This window comes from Mycoplasma cottewii (genome assembly GCF_024918975.1).
In the GTDB taxonomy this organism is placed as follows: domain Bacteria; phylum Bacillota_I; class Bacilli_A; order Mycoplasmatales; family Mycoplasmataceae; genus Mycoplasma; species Mycoplasma cottewii.
This window is the reverse complement of the sequence record NZ_CP103424.1, coordinates 422,192-448,242: the sequence shown is the minus strand read 5'-3', so window position 1 is coordinate 448,242 and position 26,051 is coordinate 422,192. Positions and strand designations below refer to the sequence as shown.

General features: G+C 23.9%; 27 protein-coding genes, 1 tRNA gene and 1 pseudogene. 6 read left to right on the top strand and 23 right to left on the bottom strand.

Going from position 1 to position 26,051, the window contains the following annotated elements:
- Nucleotides 1–4: 4 nt before the first annotated feature.
- On the bottom strand, nucleotides 5–895 hold the full coding sequence (locus NX779_RS01980) for a J domain-containing protein (RefSeq protein WP_259430528.1): 891 nt from the start codon (nucleotides 893–895) through the stop codon (nucleotides 5–7).
- Nucleotides 896–1,113: 218 nt separating this feature from the next.
- Between NX779_RS01980 and NX779_RS01975 the strand changes: the two genes are divergently transcribed.
- The 3 genes from NX779_RS01975 to NX779_RS01965 all read left to right on the top strand — a co-directional run bounded on the left by NX779_RS01975 (nucleotide 1,114) and on the right by NX779_RS01965 (nucleotide 2,670).
- Nucleotides 1,114–1,584 (top strand): MurR/RpiR family transcriptional regulator, encoded by a 471-nt coding sequence (locus NX779_RS01975; RefSeq protein ID WP_259430527.1) that lies wholly within the window; start codon nucleotides 1,114–1,116, stop codon nucleotides 1,582–1,584.
- Between the two features lie 176 nt (nucleotides 1,585–1,760).
- On the top strand, nucleotides 1,761–1,970 hold the full coding sequence (locus NX779_RS01970; protein ID WP_259430526.1) for a hypothetical protein: 210 nt from the start codon (nucleotides 1,761–1,763) through the stop codon (nucleotides 1,968–1,970).
- A 22-nt stretch (nucleotides 1,971–1,992) separates the two neighbouring features.
- A complete protein-coding gene (locus NX779_RS01965; RefSeq protein WP_259430525.1) occupies nucleotides 1,993–2,670 on the top strand; it encodes a TIGR01906 family membrane protein in 678 nt (225 codons plus the stop codon).
- Here NX779_RS01965 and NX779_RS01960 read toward each other — a convergent pair.
- A complete protein-coding gene (locus NX779_RS01960) occupies nucleotides 2,667–3,311 on the bottom strand; it encodes a deoxynucleoside kinase (RefSeq protein ID WP_259430524.1) in 645 nt (214 codons plus the stop codon). The two genes, NX779_RS01965 and NX779_RS01960, sit on opposite strands and share 4 nt — an antisense overlap.
- A gap of 160 nt (nucleotides 3,312–3,471) precedes the next feature.
- Here NX779_RS01960 and NX779_RS01955 point away from each other — a divergent pair, with 160 nt between their 5' ends.
- The 3 genes from NX779_RS01955 to NX779_RS01945 all read left to right on the top strand — a co-directional run bounded on the left by NX779_RS01955 (nucleotide 3,472) and on the right by NX779_RS01945 (nucleotide 6,126).
- Complete coding sequence (locus NX779_RS01955; protein ID WP_259430523.1) at nucleotides 3,472–3,696, top strand: hypothetical protein; 225 nt, start codon at nucleotides 3,472–3,474, stop codon at nucleotides 3,694–3,696.
- A 269-nt stretch (nucleotides 3,697–3,965) separates the two neighbouring features.
- Complete coding sequence (locus NX779_RS01950; RefSeq protein WP_259430522.1) at nucleotides 3,966–4,781, top strand: BspA family leucine-rich repeat surface protein; 816 nt, start codon at nucleotides 3,966–3,968, stop codon at nucleotides 4,779–4,781.
- Nucleotides 4,782–4,812: 31 nt separating this feature from the next.
- Entirely contained in the window at nucleotides 4,813–6,126 is a 1,314-nt protein-coding gene (locus NX779_RS01945) for a BspA family leucine-rich repeat surface protein (RefSeq protein ID WP_259430521.1), read from the top strand.
- 38 nt (nucleotides 6,127–6,164) lie between these two features.
- On the opposite strand, the gene mtnN is transcribed toward NX779_RS01945, so the two are convergent.
- The 21 genes and pseudogenes from mtnN to NX779_RS01840 form a co-directional block, all read right to left on the bottom strand.
- Entirely contained in the window at nucleotides 6,165–6,836 is a 672-nt protein-coding gene (mtnN, locus tag NX779_RS01940; protein WP_259430520.1) for a 5'-methylthioadenosine/S-adenosylhomocysteine nucleosidase, read from the bottom strand.
- Nucleotides 6,829–7,934: pseudogene (locus NX779_RS01935) on the bottom strand (nicotinate-nucleotide adenylyltransferase). Before NX779_RS01935 ends, mtnN begins: the two are co-directional and overlap by 8 nt.
- Before the next feature lie 27 nt (nucleotides 7,935–7,961).
- Nucleotides 7,962–8,879, bottom strand: a complete 918-nt coding sequence (locus NX779_RS01930) for an MSC_0882 family membrane protein (RefSeq protein WP_259430519.1) — start codon at nucleotides 8,877–8,879, stop codon at nucleotides 7,962–7,964.
- A 3-nt stretch (nucleotides 8,880–8,882) separates the two neighbouring features.
- Nucleotides 8,883–9,149, bottom strand: coding sequence for a TIGR04561 family membrane protein (locus tag NX779_RS01925; protein WP_259430518.1), 267 nt, complete (start codon nucleotides 9,147–9,149; stop codon nucleotides 8,883–8,885).
- A gap of 93 nt (nucleotides 9,150–9,242) precedes the next feature.
- On the bottom strand, nucleotides 9,243–9,986 hold the full coding sequence (nadE, locus tag NX779_RS01920) for an NAD(+) synthase (protein ID WP_259430517.1): 744 nt from the start codon (nucleotides 9,984–9,986) through the stop codon (nucleotides 9,243–9,245).
- 1 nt (nucleotide 9,987) lies between these two features.
- Nucleotides 9,988–11,289: a GTPase ObgE gene (gene obgE / locus NX779_RS01915; protein ID WP_259430516.1), complete on the bottom strand. Its 1,302-nt coding sequence runs from the start codon at nucleotides 11,287–11,289 to the stop codon at nucleotides 9,988–9,990.
- Between the two features lie 37 nt (nucleotides 11,290–11,326).
- On the bottom strand, nucleotides 11,327–11,638 hold the full coding sequence (locus NX779_RS01910) for a hypothetical protein (RefSeq protein ID WP_259430515.1): 312 nt from the start codon (nucleotides 11,636–11,638) through the stop codon (nucleotides 11,327–11,329).
- Complete coding sequence (locus NX779_RS01905; protein ID WP_259430514.1) at nucleotides 11,631–12,383, bottom strand: DUF3196 family protein; 753 nt, start codon at nucleotides 12,381–12,383, stop codon at nucleotides 11,631–11,633. Before NX779_RS01905 ends, NX779_RS01910 begins: the two co-directional genes overlap by 8 nt.
- A gap of 58 nt (nucleotides 12,384–12,441) precedes the next feature.
- Nucleotides 12,442–12,518: transfer RNA gene (locus tag NX779_RS01900), tRNA-Arg, on the bottom strand.
- 54 nt (nucleotides 12,519–12,572) lie between these two features.
- Complete coding sequence (locus tag NX779_RS01895; RefSeq protein WP_259430513.1) at nucleotides 12,573–12,836, bottom strand: hypothetical protein; 264 nt, start codon at nucleotides 12,834–12,836, stop codon at nucleotides 12,573–12,575.
- Nucleotides 12,837–13,024: 188 nt separating this feature from the next.
- Nucleotides 13,025–13,429: a hypothetical protein gene (locus NX779_RS01890; protein ID WP_259430512.1), complete on the bottom strand. Its 405-nt coding sequence runs from the start codon at nucleotides 13,427–13,429 to the stop codon at nucleotides 13,025–13,027.
- 53 nt (nucleotides 13,430–13,482) lie between these two features.
- A complete protein-coding gene (locus NX779_RS01885) occupies nucleotides 13,483–14,178 on the bottom strand; it encodes a hypothetical protein (protein ID WP_259430511.1) in 696 nt (231 codons plus the stop codon).
- A 10-nt stretch (nucleotides 14,179–14,188) separates the two neighbouring features.
- Complete coding sequence (trmFO, locus tag NX779_RS01880; protein WP_259430510.1) at nucleotides 14,189–15,526, bottom strand: methylenetetrahydrofolate--tRNA-(uracil(54)-C(5))-methyltransferase (FADH(2)-oxidizing) TrmFO; 1,338 nt, start codon at nucleotides 15,524–15,526, stop codon at nucleotides 14,189–14,191.
- A complete protein-coding gene (locus tag NX779_RS01875; RefSeq protein ID WP_259430509.1) occupies nucleotides 15,526–17,370 on the bottom strand; it encodes an ABC transporter ATP-binding protein in 1,845 nt (614 codons plus the stop codon). The genes trmFO and NX779_RS01875 overlap by 1 nt, the downstream gene beginning before the upstream one ends.
- Before the next feature lie 15 nt (nucleotides 17,371–17,385).
- The gene (locus NX779_RS01870; RefSeq protein WP_259430508.1) at nucleotides 17,386–19,257 is read right to left on the bottom strand and encodes an ABC transporter ATP-binding protein; all 1,872 of its coding nucleotides are present in this window, start codon (nucleotides 19,255–19,257) and stop codon (nucleotides 17,386–17,388) included.
- A gap of 119 nt (nucleotides 19,258–19,376) precedes the next feature.
- Nucleotides 19,377–20,147, bottom strand: coding sequence for a DNA-processing protein DprA (locus NX779_RS01865; protein WP_259430507.1), 771 nt, complete (start codon nucleotides 20,145–20,147; stop codon nucleotides 19,377–19,379).
- 3 nt (nucleotides 20,148–20,150) lie between these two features.
- Nucleotides 20,151–20,456 carry a single-stranded DNA-binding protein gene (locus NX779_RS01860; protein WP_259430506.1) on the bottom strand — a complete coding sequence of 102 codons (306 nt, stop codon included), beginning with the start codon at nucleotides 20,454–20,456 and terminating at the stop codon, nucleotides 20,151–20,153.
- A 107-nt stretch (nucleotides 20,457–20,563) separates the two neighbouring features.
- Nucleotides 20,564–21,538 (bottom strand): Pr6Pr family membrane protein, encoded by a 975-nt coding sequence (locus NX779_RS01855; RefSeq protein ID WP_259430505.1) that lies wholly within the window; start codon nucleotides 21,536–21,538, stop codon nucleotides 20,564–20,566.
- Between the two features lie 77 nt (nucleotides 21,539–21,615).
- On the bottom strand, nucleotides 21,616–23,877 hold the full coding sequence (locus NX779_RS01850; RefSeq protein WP_259430504.1) for a RelA/SpoT family protein: 2,262 nt from the start codon (nucleotides 23,875–23,877) through the stop codon (nucleotides 21,616–21,618).
- A gap of 59 nt (nucleotides 23,878–23,936) precedes the next feature.
- Entirely contained in the window at nucleotides 23,937–24,449 is a 513-nt protein-coding gene (locus tag NX779_RS01845; RefSeq protein WP_259430503.1) for an adenine phosphoribosyltransferase, read from the bottom strand.
- A 15-nt stretch (nucleotides 24,450–24,464) separates the two neighbouring features.
- A complete protein-coding gene (locus NX779_RS01840) occupies nucleotides 24,465–26,030 on the bottom strand; it encodes a hypothetical protein (protein ID WP_259430502.1) in 1,566 nt (521 codons plus the stop codon).
- Nucleotides 26,031–26,051: the final 21 nt, after the last annotated feature.

Genomic DNA, 26,051 nt, shown 5'->3' with positions numbered 1-26,051 from the left:
TCTCCTATTTTCTATGTTTTTTTAATAAATTATATGCACTATTAATTTTTTTCATCATTTCTTGAGCTTGGTTATTATTAAGATTATTATCTGGATGATATTTAATAGCTAATTGTTTATACTTAGTTTTAATTTCATTTCAAGTTACATTATTTTCTAAGCCTAGAAATTCTAATGCTTTTAATTCATCACTAAAACTAGTTTCAAATAAATAATCATCATTTAAAAAATCATCAAAATTCTTTTTATAATCTGTTTTAGTTTGATTTGATATATCTTTTAAACCAAAAACTTTATAAATATATTGCAATTTAAGTTTAGTAATACTTAAAAACTTTTCACTAATTAAATCTAAAATACTAGTTAAATTATTATTTAAAATATTCAATTTAATATCATTATTATTTAAATAACTAACTTTTAAATAAGAATCAATTAAATGAGAAATGATATTTAATAACTGATTAGCTACAATTTCTTTAAATTGAAAATATAAATCAGATAGATAATTTGAAATTTCTAAATTATATTTTCTAACATTAATTAAATTATTTTTAGCATCATATAATTTGTTAATGTTATTTCAAAAAATATGATTAATTGTATTTGATATAAAATTTAAAGTTAACTTTAAATTTTCAATTAATTTTTCATCTAATTTATCATTATTTATTTTTATAAAATCTATGGTGTTATAAAAATTAATTTTAAAAATATCAGTTAAATATTCATTATAGTTAAATTGATCTAATTTAATAATTAAATTATCTTTATTAATATCATTAATTATGTAATTTAATTCAATTTGATTATTAAATTTTAATAAATTAAATGATAATGCTTCTTGATATTTTTGATAATTACTAGTTTTTAAGTTTAAGTCAATATCTTTCATATATACACCTACGAAAATATTTTATTATAGATATTTATAATAATTGTAATTTATCATTAATAATTAAAAACTTGAAATTCTATTCAATAAATAAAATATAAATCATAAATTTTATGTAATAATACTAGTTAATTAAATAAATAAGGTTAACAAACTAAAGCAATTTAATAATAAAGTATAATAAAAGTAGTAATCAATTTTTAGTGGGTGTATTTAAGATGATTTCATTAATTAAAAGTTTAAAAAGTCATGCAGATCTAAAAAATGGATCTGGTTTATGTTTATTTTCTAGTTATTTACTAGATCAAGCAATTAGTAAAAAACATTACCCTTCAATGAAACAAACTAGTGTTGAGTGTCACGTGAGTGAATCATCCGTAACTTTATTTTCTAAAAAACTAGGTTTTACAGGTTATAGAGAATTAATAAGTAAATTAAAATTTGAAATTACATATTTTTCAGTTGATGAAATTGATAAAGAAATAAAACAAGGACCAAAAGAAAAATTAGAAGAAACTGTTTTTTCTAGTTATAATAATAAACTTCAAGATCATATTGTAAAATTAAAAACTCAATTAAGTAAAATATCAAAATTAGTAGATAAATTTTATCAAGCTAAAAATATTCATTTATTTTCAGGTTATGTTTTACAAAAAGAATTAAATTGATTAAGTAATTTTTTGTTATAAATGAAGCAAGAGTTATTGAACAAACTAATATCTTTTCAGATTCATTTAAACTATATGAATTAAAAGAAAATGATCTAATTATTTTATTAATAGGTGATGAAAAAGAAATACCGTTTTTCCAAGCTATATTAGAAAACGTTCCCGATGAGTTTAAATCTAATTTATTTATATTTTCAATGTCAGAAATTTTAAGTAGTAATTTAGCAAATTTATATAATTTAAATTCAGATTCATTTATTAATTATGGGTGAAAATATCATCAGTTATTTGAACATAGTCAATCAATATTTTTAAAATATTTACTAGATCAATTAGCTTATTTAGTTAAATGAAAAAATAAACAAGACGAATTTGAAGAAATTCAACAATTAAAAAACGCTAAATAAGTAATTGTTGATGGAGAAAGTTATGAAAAATCAAAATAAATCAAACAATCTTTATAAGTTTATTAAATTTTTAAATGTTGTTTTTTATGTGTTTTTAATAACTACTTTTCCAATTGTTTTTATAATTTATTTCCGTCCATTTTATTATTGACAAATTAAAAGTTTAGATATTGAACAAACTTCACATTATAGTTATTCAACAATTAAAACAGCTTATGATTCAATTATGAATTATTTAAGTTGGTTTAGTTCTTATAGTGTAGGATCATTGAAAAGTTCAGTTGATGGTCAAGCTCATTTTCATGATGTTAAAATTTTATTTACTATATGTACTAGCTTATTTTTAATTTCTTTACTAGTTGTTATTAGTATAAGTATTTTCAAATTTAAACACAAAAATAATTTTAAAACTAAATTTAATCAAAGTTTTTATGCTTCGGTTTTTATAGTGATATTTGCTATTATAATTTCAATATTTGCTTTGATTAATTTTGATAAAGATTTTGAAATATTTCATAAAATATTTTTCTTTGAAAAATATAATTGAATTTTAAATCCTGATACTGATCAAATAATAAATATTTTACCTGAAGAGTTTTTTAGAAATTGTACGATATTTATTCTATCAACAACAATTATTATCTGTTGTTCAACTATAGTTTATAATCTAATAAAACTAAAAAAGATTACTAAAAACTAGTAATCTTTTTTATTATCAAACTTTTTAATTCTATCAACTATTTGTTTTGCATAATCTGAGTGTTCTTGATTTGTAGAATCAATTACCATAATTGGAAGAACGTCTTTATAAAATTGATATCAAGTTTCATAGTTTCGACATAAGCTTCTTCAGAATTTATCATTAGTTTTAATTTCTTCATTTCTATGTCTTTTATTTATTCTTTGTATAGCTGTATCTTCATCTACTTTTAAATAAATAACTAGATCATATTTAAATTCTTTTAATTCTTTGTCATAAAAATTAGGTACTACACAACTTAAAAAATAATCTTTAAAAACATTATAATCAACATCATTTAATCTACCATAATTATGATCAGTTTCAGCAAATACCATTGAATCTAGTAATGATCTATCATAAATTATATTTTTTTGATTTATATATTTTTTAAATGTTTTCATTCTATCTGTTAACATTCATAAATCTAATTTATAGTTAATAGTTTGAATATCATTACTATTTTCATCATATGCTTGTTCAAAATAAGGTGATTCAAAATTTTCATCAATAAATACGTATGAATCATCTAAAAGTGTTTTTAAATCTTTTAATAAAGTGCTTTTTCCTGCACCTGTTGTTCCAAATATAGCTACTCTCATAAAACCTCTATAATAATAAAATTTTAACAAAAACTTTTATTAATGTTAACCTAATAAATTCTAACAATTACCTATTTTATTAATATTTAAATTATTTTTAAAAATATGGTTAAAAAATATATAAATTTACTAATACATTATTGAAAGATAGGAGAGTAAAATGAAAAAGTTTTTAAAAATAATGTGTTTGGCTAGTTTATCAGTTTTAAGTGCTGGATCTATTTTTGGAGTAATTTATCACCAACATAATTCTAATCTAGTAAAAGAGAAGATAAATCAGTTAGTGATAAAAACACTGAAGATCAATCTGAAAATAACGATCAAGATAGTAACAATGCTAATGATGAAATTGACAAAGAAGATGAAAAAGATGATGAAAAATTAATAATAGATGACAAACCTGAAAATGAAAATATAAACTATGATACTAAAATTGATGAAAAAGAAAAGCAAGAAGTAATAGCTAGAAAAGAATTTGAAGATATTTTAGATCATTCTAATAAATCAAATAATGAGATATTAGAAAATTTAATTAATGATACAAAAGAAGAGTTAACTTCATTTGAAAAGAAAGCTGTATATAATGAAGATAAAACAATTTGTAAAGAAATCGGATATTTTAAAAATTATGATGGCGAAATTCAAATAGAAAGAATGCCTGAAACTGTAAAAGAAGTTCCAGAAAAATTACCTTGACAAATAAACTCTCTTGAAGAAGCTTTTAAGTGAAATAAAAATAAAGAAATTAAGAATTTAGAAAAATGAGATCTTAGATTTGTTAAAAATATAAATTTAATGTTTAATGAAGCTCATTTATTTAATCAAAATATAAATAATTGAGATACATCTAATATCGTTTCAATGAACGGTGTATTTTATAATGCTTGATATTTTAATCAACCAATAAAAAATTGAAATGTTTCAAATGTAATTAGTATGAAAAAGATGTTTAGATTGGCTAAAAGTTTTAACCAACCAATAAATAATTGAAATGTAAGTAATGTAAAAGATATGGAGCAATTATTTTCTTTTGCTGAATCATTTAATCAAGAGTTGAGTAATTGAGATGTAAGTAATGTAACTAATATGATGTTAATTTTTTGTGAAGCTCACTCGTTCAATAAAGATGTATCATCTTGATGTTTTTCTAAAGAACTTAGATCATTAGCTCATATGTTTGCTGGAGCTGAATCATTTAATAATGATGGAGTACCATTTATTTCTAGATTAATAAAAAAATCAAACGGAGAGACCGTTAAAAGTTGAGATATATCTAACATAACAAATATGGATGGTATGTTTGAACGAACAAAAAGTTTTTGTCAAGATATATCTAATTGAGATTTGAGAAGAGTTTCAACAAAGTTTTTTGTAACTGAAGGATCTGGAAACTGATTTAATCCAAATTGATCAAAAAATATACCCAAATCTGTACGTAATAGATATTATGACGGAGCTATATGAGATTAAAAAATAATTTTTACTAATAAAAGGAGACAAAATGAAAAAGTTTTTAAAAATAATGTGTTTAGCTAGTTTATCAGTTTTAAGTGCTGGATCTATTTTTGGAGTAATTTATCACCAACATAATTCTAATCTAGTAAAAAGAGAAGATAAGTCAGTTAATGACAAAGAAAAAGAAGATGAATCTGAAAATAGTAATCATAACAATAATGATTCTAATAATGAAACTGATAAAGAAAACGAAAACGATGATGAAAAATTAATAATAGATGATAAACCTGAAAATCAAAATATAAATTATGATACTAAAGTTGAAGAAAAAGAAAAACAAGAAGCAATAGCTAGAAAAGAATTTGAAGATATTTTAAATAATTCTAATAAAGCAGATACTGAAGTAATAGAAAGTTTAGTTAACGATACAAAACAAGAACTAACTGTGTCTTATAAAAAGGCCGTTTATAATGAAGATGCAACGATTTGTAAAGAGATCGGTTTTTTCAAAAATGATAAAGGTGAAATTCAAATAGAAAAAATGCCTGAAACTGTAAAAGAAGTTCCATCTAAATTACCTTGGCAAATAAATTCTTTAGAAAATGCATTTTATGAAAATAAAAATATAAAAATTAAAAATTTAGAAAAATGAAACCTTCAATTTGTTAAAAATATAGATATGATGTTTTATAAAGCTTGTTTGTTTAATCAAAATATAAATAACTGGGATACTTCGAATATAGTGTCTATGAAAGGGACGTTTCATTGAGCTGAGGAATTTAACCAACCTCTGAATAATTGAAATACTTCAAAAGTAACTAATATGAAAGAAATGTTCCATTATGCTAAAAAATTCAATCAACCATTAAATAGTTGAGATGTATCTAATGTTGAAAGTATGCAATCACTTTTCGATGATGCAATTAGTTTTAACCAAGACCTAAATAATTGAAATGTAAGTAATGTGGATAACATGCTTTGCATGTTTAATAATGCATATAGTTTTAATAAAGATATATCCTCATGAATTTTTAAAAATCTTAAAACAACTGCTTTTATGTTTTATAATGCATATTCCTACAATAATGGAGGAGTTCATTTAAAATCTAGAAAAATAAAAAAATCTAGTGGTGATACAATTACAAGTTGAGACCTTTCATCAGTAGAGAGTATGGCTTATATGTTTCATAATACACCATCTTTTTGCCAAGATATATCTAACTGAAATGTAAAAAAAGCGTCAACCGTATGCTTTTTGAATCGTAATTCTGGTAATTGAAGAGAACCTAACTGATCTAATAATATACCTAAAGTAATAAGAGACAGATATTCTAATCGCAAAGATGAAATAGTGAGTTAAAAAGGTGGACTTCTCTTTCTTCCACCTTTTTTTGTTTATTATAAATTTATTTCACTTATAAATTCTCAAATTAATTCTGAAGCTTTTTTAATAAAATCTTTGAATTGTAAAGAATTGGGTTTTTCTTCAAATAAAACATCACTAATAACTTTTACTGAAACAATATCTTTTTCAAATAGTCTTGCTGTATGAAAAAATCCTGTACATTCCATATCAATAACATCAATATTTTGATCTATTTTATTTATAAATAAATCAACGTGTTGTTTATTACATATAAAAATATCAGATGAGGCAATATTAACTTGACTAACAATTCTATTATTTTGTTTTACATGTTTAAATAAATGATTTTCATGTTCAAAAAATTCTTCCATTCTTGGAACTTGACCATATTTATACCCAAATGCAGTTGCATCAGCACAAGAATAAAATGCTTTTTTTACAATAACAAAATCTTGTTGCTTTAATGTTTTATTTAATGAACCACAAGTTCCTATATTTAAAATTTGATCTATATTATATTTTGATAGAACATAAGATAATCCAACACTTGCGTTAACTAATCCTATTCCTGTAATTGCAAATAATATATCATCTGATTCATATAATTTAATAATTTCATTATTTTCTATTAATTTAGCTGAAGAATGTAAAATAGATTGTTCTAATTCTTCATACATTGCACTTATTACTAATTTTTTACTCATTAATTTCACCTAAATAATGTTTAACTGTTTCTATTAATTTTAATCCTATACTACTAATTCCATGTTTTTTAATAGCTACTTTATATTGATTTTCTAATAAAGTTTTAAAACCTTTTTCTAAATCTTCAAAACATAATTTACGAAGTTGTTCAACGCCTTCATAATCTCTTTCAATACTTATTTTATCTGCACAAAATACGATCATATCTAACATAGACATATTTTTACTTCCAACAGTGTGGTTAAAAACTGCATTTAAAATTTCTTCATCTTTAATTAATCAATCATATTTTAAATGTAAATACCCTGTATAAGAATGTCAAACTGGAAAAGGTTCATTTAACAACTCAGGAAGATATTTATTTAAATATTGTTCTTGTTTTTCTTTATCTCATCTTTTTGTTATATCATGTAAAGTTCCAGCAACTAATGCTTTTTGTGCATCTACATTTCATTTTTTAGCTAATTCATATGACATTTGACCAACGTTTTTACAATGAATATATCTTTTTTGATCCATGTGTTTTTCTAATCTTTCATGCATATATAACAAGTTAAGATTAGTATAATCATTTATTTCTGGTATTTGCTTATCTAGATTTTTAAACTTCTAATATCAGTTGAAGATAAATTATTATTTTCAAAATCAAACATTTCTAAATTGTATTTTAAAGCAATTTCTTTGTTATAAGTTTGGCTTCTTTTAAAAACTTTAAATTCAATTAATTTAATTAAATCATCAAAATTATTTCATTCTTCAAATCTATCTAATTGATCTGAACCCATAATAAAACAAAATTCATATTCAGGATATTTTTTAATCATATATGAAACTGTTTCATATGTTTGAACAGATCTATTAGTTTTTATTTCATAATCATTTATAAAAATAAAATCATATTTATTTTTAATAATTTCTAGCATAGCCAAGCGATGTTCAACTGAGCTGTTTTGTTTTGATTTAAATGGATTTAAAAAAGTTGGTATTAATCAAACTTGATCAAAACATAATTTTTGATAACATGCTTTAGCTATATTTACATGATCTGTATGTATTGGATCAAAACTACCCCCAAATAATGCAATTTTCTTTTTCATCTATGATCACCTTTAAAAATTAGTTATTTATTGTGTAAGAAAAGGAATTAAAGATAGTCCTTTTTTCTTTCTTAGTAACATATAAGGAATAAATACTATAAATAATACAATAGCTAGTATTACAAAAAATACAATTAGACATTGTTTATTAGCTTGTTTTCTTGATTCTTTAATTTCTTCAGAAGATAAAATTTCATAACCATAATATGAAGAAATATTTCCTTTTCTTCATTTAATTGAGATTAGTGAAAACGCGTGAAATAAAATTGTTGCTATTAAAATTACTCCAACAATAATGATTTCAGTAATAATTTGTTCTTTGTTTTGACGCTTAAATATTTCATTAACTCCTATCATTATTCCAAGAGTTAATGATCCATATAAATAAATAGTAGAACATAATCAATTTATATAAATTGGACCTTTAATTAAATATTTATAATGTTTAATTAAAAAGAAAGGTATAGTGTCTTTTCCGATTAATAAATTTGTTTTATAAGTTCTAACACCTAATAAAATTTGTCTATAATCAACTAAACCGATAATTAAAATAATTAAACCTATAAAACCAACAATTCCCATAAGAATAGGATTAGGAATATATGATTTATCAATGCCTAAAATATCAGTTTTTTCATTAGCTGTAAAATAAACTATTAAGAAAAAAGCTGATATAAGGAGTAATAAAATACCTATTAATTGAATACCTAATATTCTATATTTTTCCATTCTAATTTCTTTTGCAATTTGATCAGGCATTTCAACATTGTCTAATTCTTTTTTAGAAAATTTAGGAAGTAATAAAGAGTTTTTGTTTTCTGATACAGATTGATCAGTTAAATTAGTTTGCTGAGTATTAGTTGATTCTTTTAAATTTGTTTCATTAAAATAATTATCATTTGAAACATCAACAGAATCTGTTTTTTTACTTGTAATATCATCCATAAACTAAACCCTTCTCTCTTCTTGTTGCTGAGATTTTTCTTGTTTTATATTTTCTATAATAGAAACTATTTCATCATCTATATAATTTAACTGTTTCTGTAATTCTGTTTTTTTAAGTTTTGTATCGTTTTTTCTTCTTCTAAATCAAATCAATAAAATCATTAAATAACCGATTAAAGTTAAACAACCGATTAAAATAAAAATAGTTAAAATTGTGATAAAGTTTACATTAATACCAAAAATTTCAACACCTGAAGCATAAAGTATCATGTAAATCACTCCTATTTCTAAATATAATTTTAACATGTGAAAAAAGCTAATATCTTAATACTGTTATTAGATTTCTAAAAAAGACTAGTTGATCTAGTCTTTTCTATCATATGGTTTAGGAGCTTTTGCGATATTTCTTTTGTGCTCACTAATTTTGTGTAAATAATCTATTCTTTCTTTTAGCTTTGGATCTGAATTATTTCCTAATAAATAGCTGTCAATTTCATCATAACTAAATCCAATTTCAGCTTCATCAGTTTGATTTTCTCACAATCCTGCTGTAGGTTGTCTTTTGATAATTGATTCTGGAACGTTTAATAATTTTGCAGCTTGTTTAACTTCTGATTTTAATAAATGAATGATTGGAACAAGATCAACTCCACCATCACCAAATTTTGTAAAGTATCCTATGTGTCATTCATCTAAATTATCAGTTCCTAAAACTAAATATTTTTTAGTTTGACCTATTGTATATAAAGTTGTCATTCTTAATCTTGCTTTGGCATTTGACATAGCTAATAAACTAGGTTCTTGATCTAAGTTTGAAAAACTATTTTTAAATACATCGAATGTAGGTTTTAAATCAACTTCTACATTTTTTAAATCACATTGTTGAACTAATTCACTTGCACATTTAAAATCTTCTTCACTTGAATAAATTGGCATTCACACAGTTAAATAATTGTCAGGAAATGCTTTTTTAGCTAAATTAGCTACAACAGCTGAATCGATTCCACCACTAATTCCAACTATAACACCATCAGCATTAGCTTCTTTTACAGATTCGCGGATAAAATCAACTAAATAATTTAAATAATTTTCTAATTTATTTGACATATTAATCCATTCACTCCAATTCATAATCGAACACTTTAACAAAATCACCTTTTTTGATTCCGCGTTCTTCTAACATTTTATAAACACCTGTGTTTTTTAATTTTTCATTAAACATTAATAAGTTATCATCAGTTCAAATAGGGAATTTTTGATATATTTTCAGAATTGTATCACCTGAAATCTCTCATTTTCCATTTCCTCTGTTGATTACCTGAATATCTGGTTTTTCTTCTTCTAATGTATAAATTGCAACATCTTCATTAGATTCTTGATTTTCCATTTCTCATAAAGGAACATCTTTAGCATCTTTTAAAACATCATAAATTTTAAATAAGAATTGATCTATGTTTTCTTTTTTTAACCCTGAAATCTGTACAGTATTTTTATCTTTAAAGTAATTAATAATTCTTTCATCTAACATATTTATTTGAGCTTCATCTAAATCCATTTTATTTAAAACAATAATTTCAGGACGTTTTTCTAAATTTAAATTATATGCAGTAAGTTCTTCTTTAATTAATTCATAATTTTGAATTACATCTTCAGTTCCATAATTTCCTGACATATCTAAAACGTGACAAATAACTCTACATCTTTCAATATGTTTTAAGAATTGATGACCTAATCCTTTTCCTAAACTAGCACCTTGAATTAATCCAGGAAGATCAGCTACAACAAATGTATCTCCGTTTTTAGTTCTAGCAACACCTAGTTGAGGATTTAATGTTGTAAATGGATAATCTGCAACTTCAGGTTTTGAATTTGATATAGCCCTTAATAAAGTTGATTTCCCTGCATTTGGTTTTCCAACAAATCCAACATCAGCTAGAACTTTTAATTCTGCTTTAATTTCAAATTCTTGACCAGGTTCACCTGCTTCAAAAATAGTTGGAGCTTTATTTCTAGAGTTTGCAAATCTTGCGTTTCCTCTTCCACCTTTTCCACCTTTAGCAATCATAACTACTTTTTGATCTTTATTAATATCTGCTAAAATTTCACCAGTTTTAGAATCAAAAAGCACTGTACCAACTGGAACTTTAATGATTTTATCTTCACCTTTAGCTCCGTGCATATTTTTGATATCGCCTTTTTCTCCATCTTCAGCTTGATATCTTTTTTGTAGTTTTAAATCAAGTAGTGAATGTTTTCCTGAATCTCCTTGGAAATAGACTGATCCACCATTTCCTCCATCTCCACCATTAGGACCACCATTAGGAACAAAAAGAGCATGATGAAAACTAACCGCACCATCTCCACCTTTTCCAGCTTTAACAACAAAATTGGCAGTATCAATAAATTTCATTTTAAACACCTCTTTTTGATTTTATTATCAGTTATTTTTATTTTTGTTCTGTTAAATTATTTCAACATTCTCAACATAAAAATGTTGCGATATTATTATTAAAATTCCACTCTTCTAACGAATCTCATTTAGCGATTTCTTCAGTTGCTATTTTTTCAACTTCTTTATCAGTTAAATTGCGATTTTTATCTTTTAACACTCTTCCTAGTGGAGTTGGACTATTTTTAACAACAAACTCAATTTCTTGTTCATCACACAACGAACAAGTTAAATTAAAAGCTTCACTCATTACATAATTATAATCATTAAATTTTTTGTAATTATTAGGGTTAAAGTTTATTTTACTCATCTATAAAAGCACCACTTTCTTTTATAATTTTTAAGATTAAGTCTACTTTTTCTTTATTAAATGATATCTTAGTTTTTATTTGTTGAAGATCTAAATTGATACTATTAATTTCATATGTAGTGTATAAAACTGCAGTTGTTATTTCATTAATATCATCTAAATCAATGTTAGGAAAACTATTTAAAAAATAAGAAAATAAAATTTGTTTTGACATTTCAATTAGACTAGGATTTTTATCAGTTATAAATTCAATTAACTTATTTTCTATTTTTTCTATTTTCAAATCAATTGATTGAACATCTATTTGAGTCGGATTAATAATATATTCTTTATCTTTTAAAACTTTAAAATCAATATTAATATCTTGATCTGATAAAGCTAGTAGTAAAAACGTTTTATTATCATTGCTATTATTTTTAGAAATTAAATATTTTTTTACATCATCTAATAATAATCTTATATTAACTGAAGCTAAATTTTTTATAGCTATCATTTGTTGGATAGTATCTTTTGAATTTAACATTTCTCTAATTTTATCAATATTAAAATTATTATTATTTTCAAACAGGTTTTTATTTTGTTCGGTTCTAATTATTTTTAAATATTTTAATAAATCAGATTCTACGTTTTCAGGAATATAAGGCATAGAAAGTTCTGTGTTTATTAATTTTAATGCATTTTCAAAATCATTATTATCAATAGCTTTTTTAATATCATTTAATAACTCATCGTAAAAGTTGCTCATATAATCTCCTTATATAAAATAAAAATTCATGCCTAAGCATGAATGTTTGTTTTCGAAGTGGTGCCCACGAGAAGGCTCGAACTTCCGACCTCACGCTTAGAAGGCGCGTGCTCTATCCAACTGAGCTACATGGGCAATTACATATATGAATATACCACATTCATATATGAAATCAAATATATTTTTTAATTAATTTTTAAAATTTTCTAATTTATTTAAGATAAATAATGTGTCAGTGAAATTTTCATCATTTTTGTTTCTATTATAAGCATTTAACAGCTTGCTAACTTGTATTCTTATACTATCAATATCTTTTTTATTATAAACTGCAACTTGTTTTTTATATGGACCAAATGTAATAATATAATACTTCAATAACATTTCTCATGAATAGTTAAATCTTTTTGCAGTTTTTGGAGCAATTACTAACATTAGTGAAATTATTTTTAACATAGTTACTAATTGAGATTTTTTATTATTTAAATCATCAAGTGAATAATCTTTTTAGTCATTTCTTTAAAAACTTTACTATTTAAATCAATATTATCAATACTGTTTAATAGATCTGTTTTTTCATATATTTGATCTTGATTTTTTTATATAGATTTAAAGTTGTAACTAATGCGATTTTTTTCTTTCAATTAAGAATTCTCCAATTTCATAACTATCTTTTTTAACATTTCTATTGTTTTTAAATAATTAATAGCATATAAAGACTGACTTAAAAAATCAACAATTCTGTCAGTATCACACACAAATTTAGAATAATCTTTTAATTTAGAAATATGTTCACCAATTTTAAAAGGATTAAAGTCTTTAAAGTTTACAGGAGATAAAAACTGATCTGGTTCATCTTCTTCTAAACTATCAATAAATGTTTGATTTGATGTTTGTTCATCACTTGTGCTAACTGATCCTTTATTTAAAAACAAGTGCATATAATTATATAAACTGTAAAATAAGTCTTTTCCATCATCTAAACTACATAATGATTTAATTTTCTCTTTTAAAAATAAAGCTGTAAATTTTGATAATTGAAATAACAATTTATATTTTTTATCTAATGAAAACGTTGATCAATTAGATTGTTTAAAATTGATTAAAAAGCATTAAACTCTTCGTCAAATTTTAAATTTTCAATATCAGATTTGTAGTAATTGTATTCTTCTGGGGATAAATGTCTTCCTTTTTCAAATGTTTTTAAGATTCGTTCTTTAGTATAAAACGATTTTATATTATTAAACATTTCACTTTCATTTGTAATATCAATAAGTATCATTGTTACAAATAAAGGATAAGCTGCACCAAAATAAACAATTTTTTCATTACTATCTATTAAGTTGTAAATAAACTTATATTTTTTAGCAAGTTCTATTAAAACTAGTGATAAAGAATAATTATCATTATTTAAAACATTATCATTTATAAAAGAATTATTTTTAATGTAAGGTAATGCTATATTTGAAATAACATAAAGTATTTCTTCTTTATCTTGAGTTGATAATTCTTCTTTATATAAACTTTTTTTCTTAGTTTCAGAATTAATATATTTAAAAAATAATAAGTAATTTTCAGTTATATATTTAGATATTTCACTTATTTCTGATAATTCAATATCATTTAAAGTTTTAGATTTTAAGTTTTGATAGTTAAATAAACCAAAATATGTGATTTCAAAAATTTCATCAATTTTTTCTTTCATAGACATATTAGGATTTTTAAAATTATTATTTTGTAATAATTTATTTTCTTCATTAAAGTACGTTCAATATATCGAATCACTTTTAACAGCCATAGAAATACACCTACTCTTCGATTTGTTTGATATATGTTTTCATATTCTCTAAAGCTCTATCTGAGTATAATTTCTTTTTGTTTTCTTTAATTTGTTTTTTAGTCATATTAGAAACTTCTAAATCTCTTAAAATACCTCAGTTTGCTTTCATTGGTTGGAAGTTAATTGGTGAAGTATTATGAATATAGTGTAATAATGCTCCAGCTACAGTTGTATCATCTGGAATAATCAATTGTTTATTTTCTAAGAATCTAGAAATATTAATTCCAGTAATTAAACCACTTACACAAGATTCAACATAACCTTCAACTCCAGTAATTTGTCCTGCAAAAAAGATATTAGGATTAGATTTTAATTGTAAAAATTCATTTAAAACTTTTGGAGAGTTTATGAAGTTATTTTTATGCATAACACCATATCTAATAAATGTAGCGTTTTCTAGTCCTGGTATCATTGAAAATACTCTTTTTTGTTCAGGTCATTTTAAGTTAGTTTGAAATCCAACTATATTATATAAACTATCTTTAGCATCATCTTGACGAAGCTGAACAACAGCATAAGGTTTAACTCCATCAGGTCTGGTTAATCCTTGCGGTTTTAAAGGACCAAATAATAGAGTTTGTTCTCCTCTTTTAGCCATACCTTCAACTGGCATACAACCTTCAAAATATTTTAATTTACTTTCTTCTTCTAAGTGTCCTATAGCAATTTCTGCATTGATTAACTCATTGTAGAATTTTTCATATTCTTCTTTAGTCATCGGACAGTTTATATAATCTTGACTATCACCTTTGTCATATCTATTTTGTCTGAATGCAATATCCATATTAATAGAATCTTTAGTAACAATAGGAGCGACTGCATCAAAAAAGTAAAAATCATCTTTTCCTACAATTTCATTAATTTGATTTTGTAAATTTTCTGTTGTTAAAGGTCCAGAACAAATTAAAACTATTTGATCTTTAAATTCTTTCAAATCAGTCACTTCTTTATCATAAATTGTAATGTTTTTATTTTCTTTTAACGTATTAGTAATAAATGATGAGAATTTTTCTCTATCTACTGCTAAACTACCACCAGCAGGAACTCTTGCAAGTTCAGCTGATTTTATAATTAAAGAATCTAACATTCTCATTTCTTGTTTTAATGTTCCAACAGCATTGTTTAAATCATCACTTCTTAAAGAATTAGAACATACTAATTCAGCAAAATCATCTGATACTTGTACTGAATTTTTCTTGATCTTTTTAACTTCGTAAAGATTTACTTTATATCCTCTTTTTGCTAACTGGTATGCAGCTTCACAACCTGCTAATCCAGCTCCAATAATATTTATAACTTTATTCATTATTCCATTAATCCCGCTTCATATAAATTTCTAAAATGACCAGCTTGTTTTTTAAGTTGATCAAATGTTCCTTGTTGAATTATTCCGCTACCATTAGGACCTAGCACATAAATTTGATCAACGTTTTTAATTGTTGTTAGTCTATGAGCAATTGTAATACACATTCTTCCTTTTATCAACTCATCTAGTTTAGATTGAATTTCTTTTTCAACAACATTATCTAATGCACTTGTTGCTTCATCTAAAATAATAAGATCAGGGTTTTTTAAAAATACTCTAGCAATAACTAGTCTTTGTTTTTGTCCACCACTTAGTATAAATCCTCTTTGTCCTAAAACAGTGTTGTATTGATCAGGTAAACTCATAATAAAATCGTGAAGTTCTGCTTTTTTACATGCTTCAATAACTTCTTCATCTGTTGCATCAAATTTAGAATATTTAATATTATCAAAAAATGTTCCAAATAGAATTTGTGGATCTTGTTCAACATAACCAACTTTATCTAGATAAGCTGGTAAATTAATTTTAGCTAAATCATGTTTATTATTTACTAAAATTTTTCCTTGACTTGGTGAGTAAAATCTTAAAAGTAATTTTGCAATTGTAGATTTTCCAGCTCCAGTTTGTCCAACAAACGCATAACTTTTACCTTTTTCAAATTTTAAATTAACTTTTGGTAAAACTATTCTGTCAGGTTTTTTAGGATATGAAAATTCTATATCTTCAAAAGTAATACTATCAATTTTTGATATTTTATATCCTTTTTTATTTGGAGAAATACTTGGTTTTGGATCGGTTAACTCACTTATTCTATCAGCAGCATTAGCAGCAGCTGTTGCAGTTTTTAAACTTGGAATTAACATTGAAACTGCTCCAATTAATGATGAAAGTAAAGGAAAGGCTAAAGAAATAGAAACTTCTAAATCATGATTTTGAATTGAATTATTTAAAAATTTAATACCTAAAATTATAAATACAAGAGGCATTAATAATCTAATACTAAATCCTAATCATGTACTTAATGTAGCATTTGAATAGTTAACTTTTGTTAGTTTTTCTTCATAATTTTTATCTTTTTCATCTAATCTATTAATTTCATATTCTTCAGTTCCAGAAGATTTTATTAAAGAAATATTGTTTACTCTATCAGTTAAATCTGAATCATTTTCTCTTTTTGCATCAAATGAAAGAATCATCTTTCTTCTCATATCAACAAAAAATCCTACACCTAAAATATTAACTACTAATAAATAAATTAATGAAATTGTTGCAACTAAATGTTGTTGTTCAATAAATAGAATTGTAATTGCAGTTGTTGAAGCAACCATAGAATATATTAAGTTAGTCATAAATTGTTGTACACCTAATGATACTTTTTGAGTGTCTCCAACTAATCTTGTTAAAATATCTCCAGAAACATGATCAAAATAGAAATCTACATCTTGATCAGTTAATGCTTTTAAAATTCTGACACGTTGCATAACTTCTATTTTTGCTGAATACAATACAATTGTAAAGTTAGTAAAATATTCAAATACTAAAATAATTGCTAAGTTAACAGCTAGTACATACAATCATTGTGTTGAATTTAAAGAAATAGAATTAAATAAACTTACATTTTCTGATTTAAGTAATGCTTCAAGCATTTTGGCTGAAAATAAAGGAAGAATTCCAGATGTAAAAGCATTTAATGCAGTTATTAAAACACAACTTCAAAAAATTAATGGACTTTGTCTAGCAAAATCTATGTTCATCTTAAAAAACATTCCAAGTTTTTTAATTGTAAATTTTCTTTCATTATCGAAATAAATTTTCTTTTTAATATTTTTTAATTGTTTTTTCATTTTGAATTCTCCTTTCTACACATCATATTTTGCAAATCCTGCATCATAAAGTTTTTTAAATTGACCTTCTTGTTTTATTAACTCTTTAAATGTTCCTGTTTGAACAATACCTTTTTTAGGTTCTAAAATAATAATTTGATCAACATTTTTAATTGTTGAAAGTCTATGTGCAATAGTGATACTTGTTCTATTTTTCATTAATTCTTCTAATTTAGATTGAATTTCTTTTTCAACAACATTATCTAATGCACTTGTTGCTTCATCTAAGATTAATATTTTTGGATCTTTTAAAAACATTCTAGCTATAACTAGTCTTTGTTTTTGTCCACCACTTAAAATAAATCCTCTTTCACCAATAACAGTATCATATTTATCAGGTCAACTCATAATTAGATCATGTAGTTCAGCTTTTTTACATGCTTCGATAACTTCTTGATCAGTTGCGTCTGGTTTAACATATTTAATATTATCTAAAATAGTTCCTAATAATAATGCTGGTTCTTGTTCAACATATCCAACATTAGCTAAGTAACTTGGTAAGTATAAATCTTTAATATTTATATTATCGTTAATTAAAATTTCACCCGAACTTGGATCATAAAATCTTAATAATAATTTTGAAATAGTAGATTTTCCAGCTCCAGTTTTACCTACAAATGCATAACTTTTACCTTGTTCTAGTACCAAATTAAAATTAGGTAATATCACATTATTTGGTTTATTAGAATAAGAGAAATTAACATCTTTAAAAACAATGTTTCCCTCTATTTTGTCAATTACAATACCTTTTTTATCTAATGAGTGATTATTAATTTCATTTTTAATACTTGTTATTGCATCAATACGTCTTGATGATGAGCTAGCTTGTAATAATCCACCAATTGCTCTTAAAAACATCATAACTGGACCTATCATCATACCAGCACACATAATCATAGGACCAATTAATAGTTTTAATTGATTTAAATCATTTTTATAAATAAATGAAGCAATTACAATCATTGCAACTTGAATAGTGTTTATTCCAAAAAATAACACTGACATCATTGAAGCTTGAGAATAACTTATTTGTTTATATTTTTGGTAATACTTTTTATGAACATCTACAAATCTTTGTTTTTCATATTCTTCAGTACCACTAGCTTTAATTAATTTAATAGTATTAATTCTGTCAGTTACATCACCATTAATATTAGAAATAATTTTTCTTAAATTAAAAATTAGTTTTCTCATAGGAATAAATGAAAGTACAAACATTAATCCTAAACCTAAATAAAGTCCAATTAAAACAAGACCTACATATAATGTTGTTGTTGCAAATAAAGCAACTATTGTAAAAATTAAAGAAAAGAAAGCGACTAAAATGATATTTGGAAAAATTGCAGCTTGCATTCCAATTAGTTGTGTATCAGTTACAACTTTAGTTAATATTTCACCTGTTTTTTTATCAAAATAATAAGACATGTCAGCAGAAATTAATTTTTTAGATACTTCGTGTCTTAAATCAATCTCTATTTTTTTACCTAGTTCTGCTCCAAAAAAGTTAGAAACATAAGTAAAAACTCCGCTTAAAATTAAAACTATTATTCAAATAGCTAAAATAACTTGTCAACTTAAACCTCATCAATCAGAAGAAGTAAAAGCATTATTTCTTTCGTGCATAATTGAGTATTGAAATTGTTGTAATAAAAATGGATTAAAAGAAGAAAATCCAGCAGATAAAATTGAAGTGATCACTAAAATAGCTGTTCATTTTTTATAAATTTTCATATATTTTATTAGAATAGCTATAAAGTTTTTATTACCTTTTTTTAGTGAACGTCTTTGATCTGAAATTTCTTTATCTGATAAAACATTTTCTTTATCTTTGTTTTTATACACTTTCATAAAAGCCTCCTTGTCCATATGTTAATTTTAACATTTTAACTATAAAAAAATCTCTTAAGCACTATGCATTAAGAGATTTAAAACTTTAAATTACTTTTTACTATCATAAAGTCTTAATTTTAAAGTTCATTTAAAATATCATCTAAGTTTTCAACTAATGTTCCATTTTGTTTAATAGCTAAATTGTTTGCTTTAAACTTACTATTAACTTTTTCTGGAAATACATAGAATTTATTATCATCTTCTAAACATAAATCTAAAACTGACTGAATAGAAATAATCTCTTTATTTTGACAAATTACAACAGCATTTGCTAATCCAACTAATGTTCTTGAAATAGAATCTTTTTTATAAATATCACTTATTTTGTCATTTATTTGATTATCTGAAATTATTACTCAATTATCATAATTATCAATTAATTCAAACATTTCATTATTGATTGTTTTTAAATTTTTAATAGATAAATCAGTAAGTAAAATAAATGAACCTTTTTTACTAATAATATGTTTAATAACTTCTATAGAAAAATCATTATTATATTTAAATGATATTATTTTGTTGTTCGCAATTAAATCATCTATTAATTTAAATGCATTTTTCTTTCCATAAACATCAACTGTTGAATCTAAAACTAATGAAAAGATTTTACTTTTAGACTTTGTTAAGTTTATATTTCCTTTATAAAACAAAACAAAAGGTGGTCTTATAATATCTTTTAAATGTTTAGGATAGTTACGATCTACAAGTGATATAAAATCAGTTTCTAATTGATTTGAAATATTTTCTAATGTTTCAGGTGAAATTTTTTCTTTATCTTTTAAAGCGTTGAAAACTTTTTCTCAATTGTATTGATATTTTAAGGCAAAAAATAATAATATATTACGCATTGACTAGTTTAAGTATAAAATTCTATTAGCAAAAATTTCATTTCTTACATTAGTTAAATCGTTATTAGAAGTAAATGATTGAATTCTTCCTTCAATTCCAATTACAGCTTGATCGTGTAATAAAAATTCATCATCAACAGTGTTAGATCATGCTTTAACATTAATATAATCAACACTTTCTCCTTCTTTTACTTTATAAGGTTTAGGTACTTTTACAACAAACTTATATAGTTTTTTATCTCCATCTTTTGAAGTGTATGCAATAGTAGCGTCTCCTTCTAATTGACCAATAATATTTACTAAATTCATAATTTCTTTCCTTTCTTTATCTGGTTCATTATAGTATTAGGAGAAAATTTCAAAAATTGTTCAAAAAATAAAAAAATTCTCTATTTTTTAATAGAGAAGTTTAAATATTATTTAATTTGAGCGACAAATTCATCAAACTGAGCTTCTTTTGAATCTAAATTAATATTTCGTTCAAATCTTTTGTTAATAATTTTTCAATAAATAATTGAAGATAAAATTGTAATCATACAAATAATAAAAGTTGTAGCAAAGAATATAAATATTCCATGCACTCCTAAAACATTAGAATTAAATACTTGAACAAAAAAGTATGGAAATGATGTTGCATCATCAACACTTGCTCCACCAAAAACAGCAACAGCTCCTCTGATAATTGCAATTACACCATATAAAACTAAAATAGTAACAGATATTGATCAAACTCTGTATAAATTCTTTTTATCTGTAAAGTATTTTTGATCATGATCGATAAAAAATAAGTATGATGAAATCATTATTAAAGGACTAATTACATGAACAATTGTATTTTGCATTAACTCTCAATGATTTAGTTTAAATTTGTTTGCCGCAATACTTACTGGAAATAAAATGAAATTATAAATTACAAATGTAACTGTTATAAGTAATGTTATTGTAAATGTACTATCAGGTGATAAGAATTTTCATTTTTTGTTTTGATTGTCTATTGTAATTGCGGTTAATATAAATCAAAAAGCAACTAAAAGATTACTTATTGTTGTAAAGAATGAGAAAAAGTAAACTGCAAATTCAGAGATATTAAATGAAATTCTATTAATTAAACCTTTGTCATCTAAATATATTGAACTTCAATTTAAAAGCTTTTTTACATTACTAAATTGTTGAGAAATTAAATCTTTTAACTGTTCAGAAGTCATGTGACCATTTTTTGAAATAAAATCATTAATTTGTTGATTTACTAAAGAATAATTAATTACTGAAATTATAAAAGCTAAAAGTATTGTTGTAAGTAAAAATGCTCCGAATAACAAAAAGTATCAGAATTTTAATGTCTTGTATTTACTTTTATTTTCTGATATTGTATTTTTAATTTTTATTTTCATAATAACCCCCTTTAGTATTTAGAAATTTTAATTTGATTTTTTATAGTTTTATTAATTATATACTTAAAATTGATGAATTAATGTTTTTGTATCTTTTTATTAGAAATTGATCTTTCTACTTCTCTAATTCCCGGAATTGATTTTAAAGCTAAAATCATCTGATTTAGATGGTTGTGATCTTTAACTTTAACAGTTATTTCTCCTTGAGCTGATAAAGTTTTTTCATCAGTAATAATTTTTGCATTTATAATAGAAGTTTTTAATCCAGATAAAATTTTACTTATATCATAAATTAATCCTGATCTTTCAACTGCAAAATATCTTAGTTTTGTTGTATAAGTACTTTGTTCAACAATAGCCTCATTTCACTGAACTGACACTAATCTTGATTTGATAGTTGATCAATCTAAACTATAACATTCTTTTAAATGAACTTTAATTCCATTAGTTTTAGTCACAAATCCAACAACTTCTTCATAAGGTATTGGCATACAACAACTTGCAATAGTTGTTTTCATATTTGTAATACCATCAACTAAAATATCATTTTTAATGTTTTTATCGTAAATAACTTTAGATTTAATAGTATTAAATACTTCATCATCTTTAGAATAATCTTGTTTTAAATATACTTTTTCAGCTGCTTGAATGGTAGTGTATTCACCTTTAACAACATCTAATAAAAACTCATTTAAATTAGCATAACCCATTTCTTTTACAATTTGAGTTGATTCTTCAATACTATTTTTCTTTCATCTTCAATCTTTTTGATTAATATAGGCATTAATGTTTAATTCAGCTTTTTTAATAAGTTGAAGTTGTTGTTCTTTTTTATCTTTACTTTCTTCGTTTAATTTATTATTTAAGAATTTTTTAATTCTATTTTTTGCAGTAGAAGTAGCAGCAATTTTTAATCATTCATAGGTTGGTTCTTGTTTTGGAGAAGTTTTAATTTCAACAACTTGTCCTGATTTTAAAATAGTGTTGATAGGACTAAACACTCCATCAATTCTAGCTCCAATTGTTTTTTCACCAATTTCAGTATGAATTCTATAAGCAAAATCTAAAACAGTTGATCCAAAAGGTAAAGTAATAACTGCTCCGTTTGGAGTTAATACATAAATTGAAGAAGTAAACACATCTTCTTGAACTTGTTGTTCAATACCGTCATTATCAAAATCTAAAATCCTACTAAAGATATCTAGTTTTTGATCGATATCTTTTTGACGTTTTACAACATCAACGATTTCTCCTTCTTTATATCTTCAGTGAGCGGCTGCTCCAGTTTCAGCTATTTCATCCATTTCTTGAGTTCTAATTTGAACTTCAAAAATATGACCTTTAGAATCAGATAAAGTTGTATGTAGTGATTGATAAACGTTGTTTTTTGGAGTTGCTATATAATCTTTAAACTTACCTGCTAGTGGAACGTATTTTTGGTGAATAAAACCTAAAATTTTATAACAATCATCAATAGATTTAGTAATAATTCTAATCGCTAGTAGATCTGTGATTTGTTCAAAGTTTTTTCCAAAAATATTCATTTTTCTATAAATTGAATAGAAAGTTTTAGGTCTACCAAAAATACTAATTATTTTAATATTTTTTTCTTTTCTTAAATATTCATCTAAATCATTAATAATTTTATTTATAGTTTTTTGACGTTCTAAAATATCATTATCAAATAATTTTTTAATATTTTTAAATTCATTCGGATTTAAAATTTCAAATGATCTATCTTCTAGTAAAGATTTAGCATTTTTCATACCAAGTCTATGAGCAATGGCAGAATAAATTTCTAATGTTTCTTTAGCTATTTCTATTTGTTTTTCTGCTCGTAAATTAGATATTGTTAAAATATTGTGAAGTCTATCAGCAATTTTAATAATAATAACTCTAATATCTTTTGCCATTGATAAATAAAGTTTTCGTAAATAAACTGATTTTAATTGTTGACGTTGTTCTTTTGCAAAGAAACTAACTTTAGTAACTGATTCAACTAAATTAGCAACTTCTTGACCAAATTTTTCAATTATTATTTCTTTTTCAACAGGAGTGTCTTCTAAAACATCGTGCAATAATCCAGCAATAATAGTAGATGGACCCATTTTTCATTGAGCTAGATAATAAGCAGCAGAAAGAGGATGATAAATATATGGATCACCATTTTTACGTTTTTGACTTATATGAGCTTGATAACTAAATTCATAAGCTTCTTTTATTAAGTTTAATTCTTTTTGATCTTTAATGTATTTTTTAACTTCATCTAATAGTTCATCACAAGTTTTAATCTCTCTATAATCAAGTGCTGTAACTGATTGTTTTGTTGTTTGAGACATATTATCACATCCTTATATATATTTATTATAAAAAATTAGGGGCAAATTCCCCTAACTTTTTAGTATTTTATTAGTTTTTGTAATTTGTACTCAGAGAATAATTTTTCATCATGTAAGAAAGATAAGTCAATTAAGAATGAAATCCCTTCAACCTGAGCATTGTTTAATTTAACTAATTCAATAATCGCATGCATTGTTCCACCAGTAGCTAAAACATCATCTATAATAACTACTTTATCACCAGGTTTTAAATCACCTTTATGCATTTGTTGATGATCAACACCATATTCTAAAGCATACTCAACATCATAAACTTCTCTTGGTAATTTGTTTGGTTTTCTTACTAATACAAATCTAGTATTTGATGCATAAGCAACAGCTGAAGCGAATAAGAATCCTCTTGCTTCTGGAGCAACAACTACATTAGCACCAGATTCTTTTACAAATTGAACCATTTGATCAATTACATTTTTAAATGCATTAGCATCATTTAATAAAGGTGTGACATCTTTGAATACTATCCCTGGTTTTGGGAAATCTTTAACATCTAAAATATATTTTTTTAAATCCATAAATTATACCTGCTTCTAGTCATTAATTCCTACAATAATTTGTTCTTCTTGAGAAACTCTATAATTTTGAACAAAGTGTTTGTATCCTAAAATGTATATTATACGTTTTCTTTCTAATAAAATTCATAAAGGTAGTGCAATTACTAATGATACTAGTGTTGAAATTAACACACCAATAATAATTGTTACACCCATACCTATAATTGAAGGCATACATAAAGAAATAATTAATGCATAAGTTATATAAATAACTGTTACTAATAAAGTTCTGTTTAATCCAAATGTAAAGACATTTACAAACACTTCTTTTAAGAATGAGTTTTTGCTTATTAATGAATCTAACTGTTTATCAGTACGTTGTTTATTTTGTTTTATAGTCGATCTTATTTCTTTTTGTTTTAATTTGTATTCTTTATATGACTGATTTTCTTTTTTACTAAATATAAATTTAAATTTTCAAATCATAGTCAATCATAGTTTGTGAACTTTGTTTTTAAATCCTATTTCTTGAATTTTATCATTTACTTTTTGTTTTAATAAAGCTTTGAACTCTTTGTGGACAATTAATGATTTTTCTCTTATTTTATGTTTTATAGCTCTGATTTCTGAAGAAACATTAACTTCTTTGTCAAATACTTTGCTAAATGCTTTTAAGCTCTTAGCTTTCATAATTGACTTACCTTTTCCAAGTATTAATACTGAAGTAATAACAGCAAAACTTAGAACAGCTAATATAGCACCTAATATTTCAATTCCAACAGGAACTCTTAAAACAACTACTAATGAAACTACTAATAATACAGTTAAAGCAACTGATAATGCTAAAGCAACAAAATAAGTTCATTTAAATCTAATTATCATATAAACTGATAAAGCTATTAATGCAATTCCAAACACGATTGCCATTTGTTTAATTTGACCAAATGAAGTGTATGGTGTGTTGATTAAGTTGATAATTCCTTCATCAGATGAGTTTCTACTGTGATCATATTTTGATGTAGTAGCATCAGGATTACCACTAAATGTTTTAAAGTTATATAAGAATCTTTCAAAAACATTAACTAAAGTTTTGTCTTTTAAGTTAGTAATTCTAAATGAAACTCATGGTAATTCATTAGCTTCATTACTTCTTGATAGAATATCAACAAAGTTTGAACCGTATTCAATTTGAAGTTTTAGTTTATATATACTTGATGGATGATCACTTCTTCAATTTCATAAATCAAGATATCTATCATCAAAGATTTTTTTGAACACTCCAGAAGTTACAAATGCAGATCATTTGTATTTTTCTGAATTTGATAATTCATCATAACTTCTGTTATTAAATTCAGTTCTACTGATGAAATTATCTTCTTGTACTTTGTAATCTAATAGTACATGACCCATCTCTTTGATTCTGTTTGCACGGTTAACATCACCATTGCTAGATTCAGTACTTTGATATTGTAAGAAAATAGAATCAAGTCTATTGTAAATATCATCAATTTGGTTTCCATACATTGTAATTGAAACACTGTTTCCAAAACTTACGTTATAGTTTGGACCAACTGATAATCCTAAACTTATTCCTAAAATCATAAAGATCATAAAGAATATAGA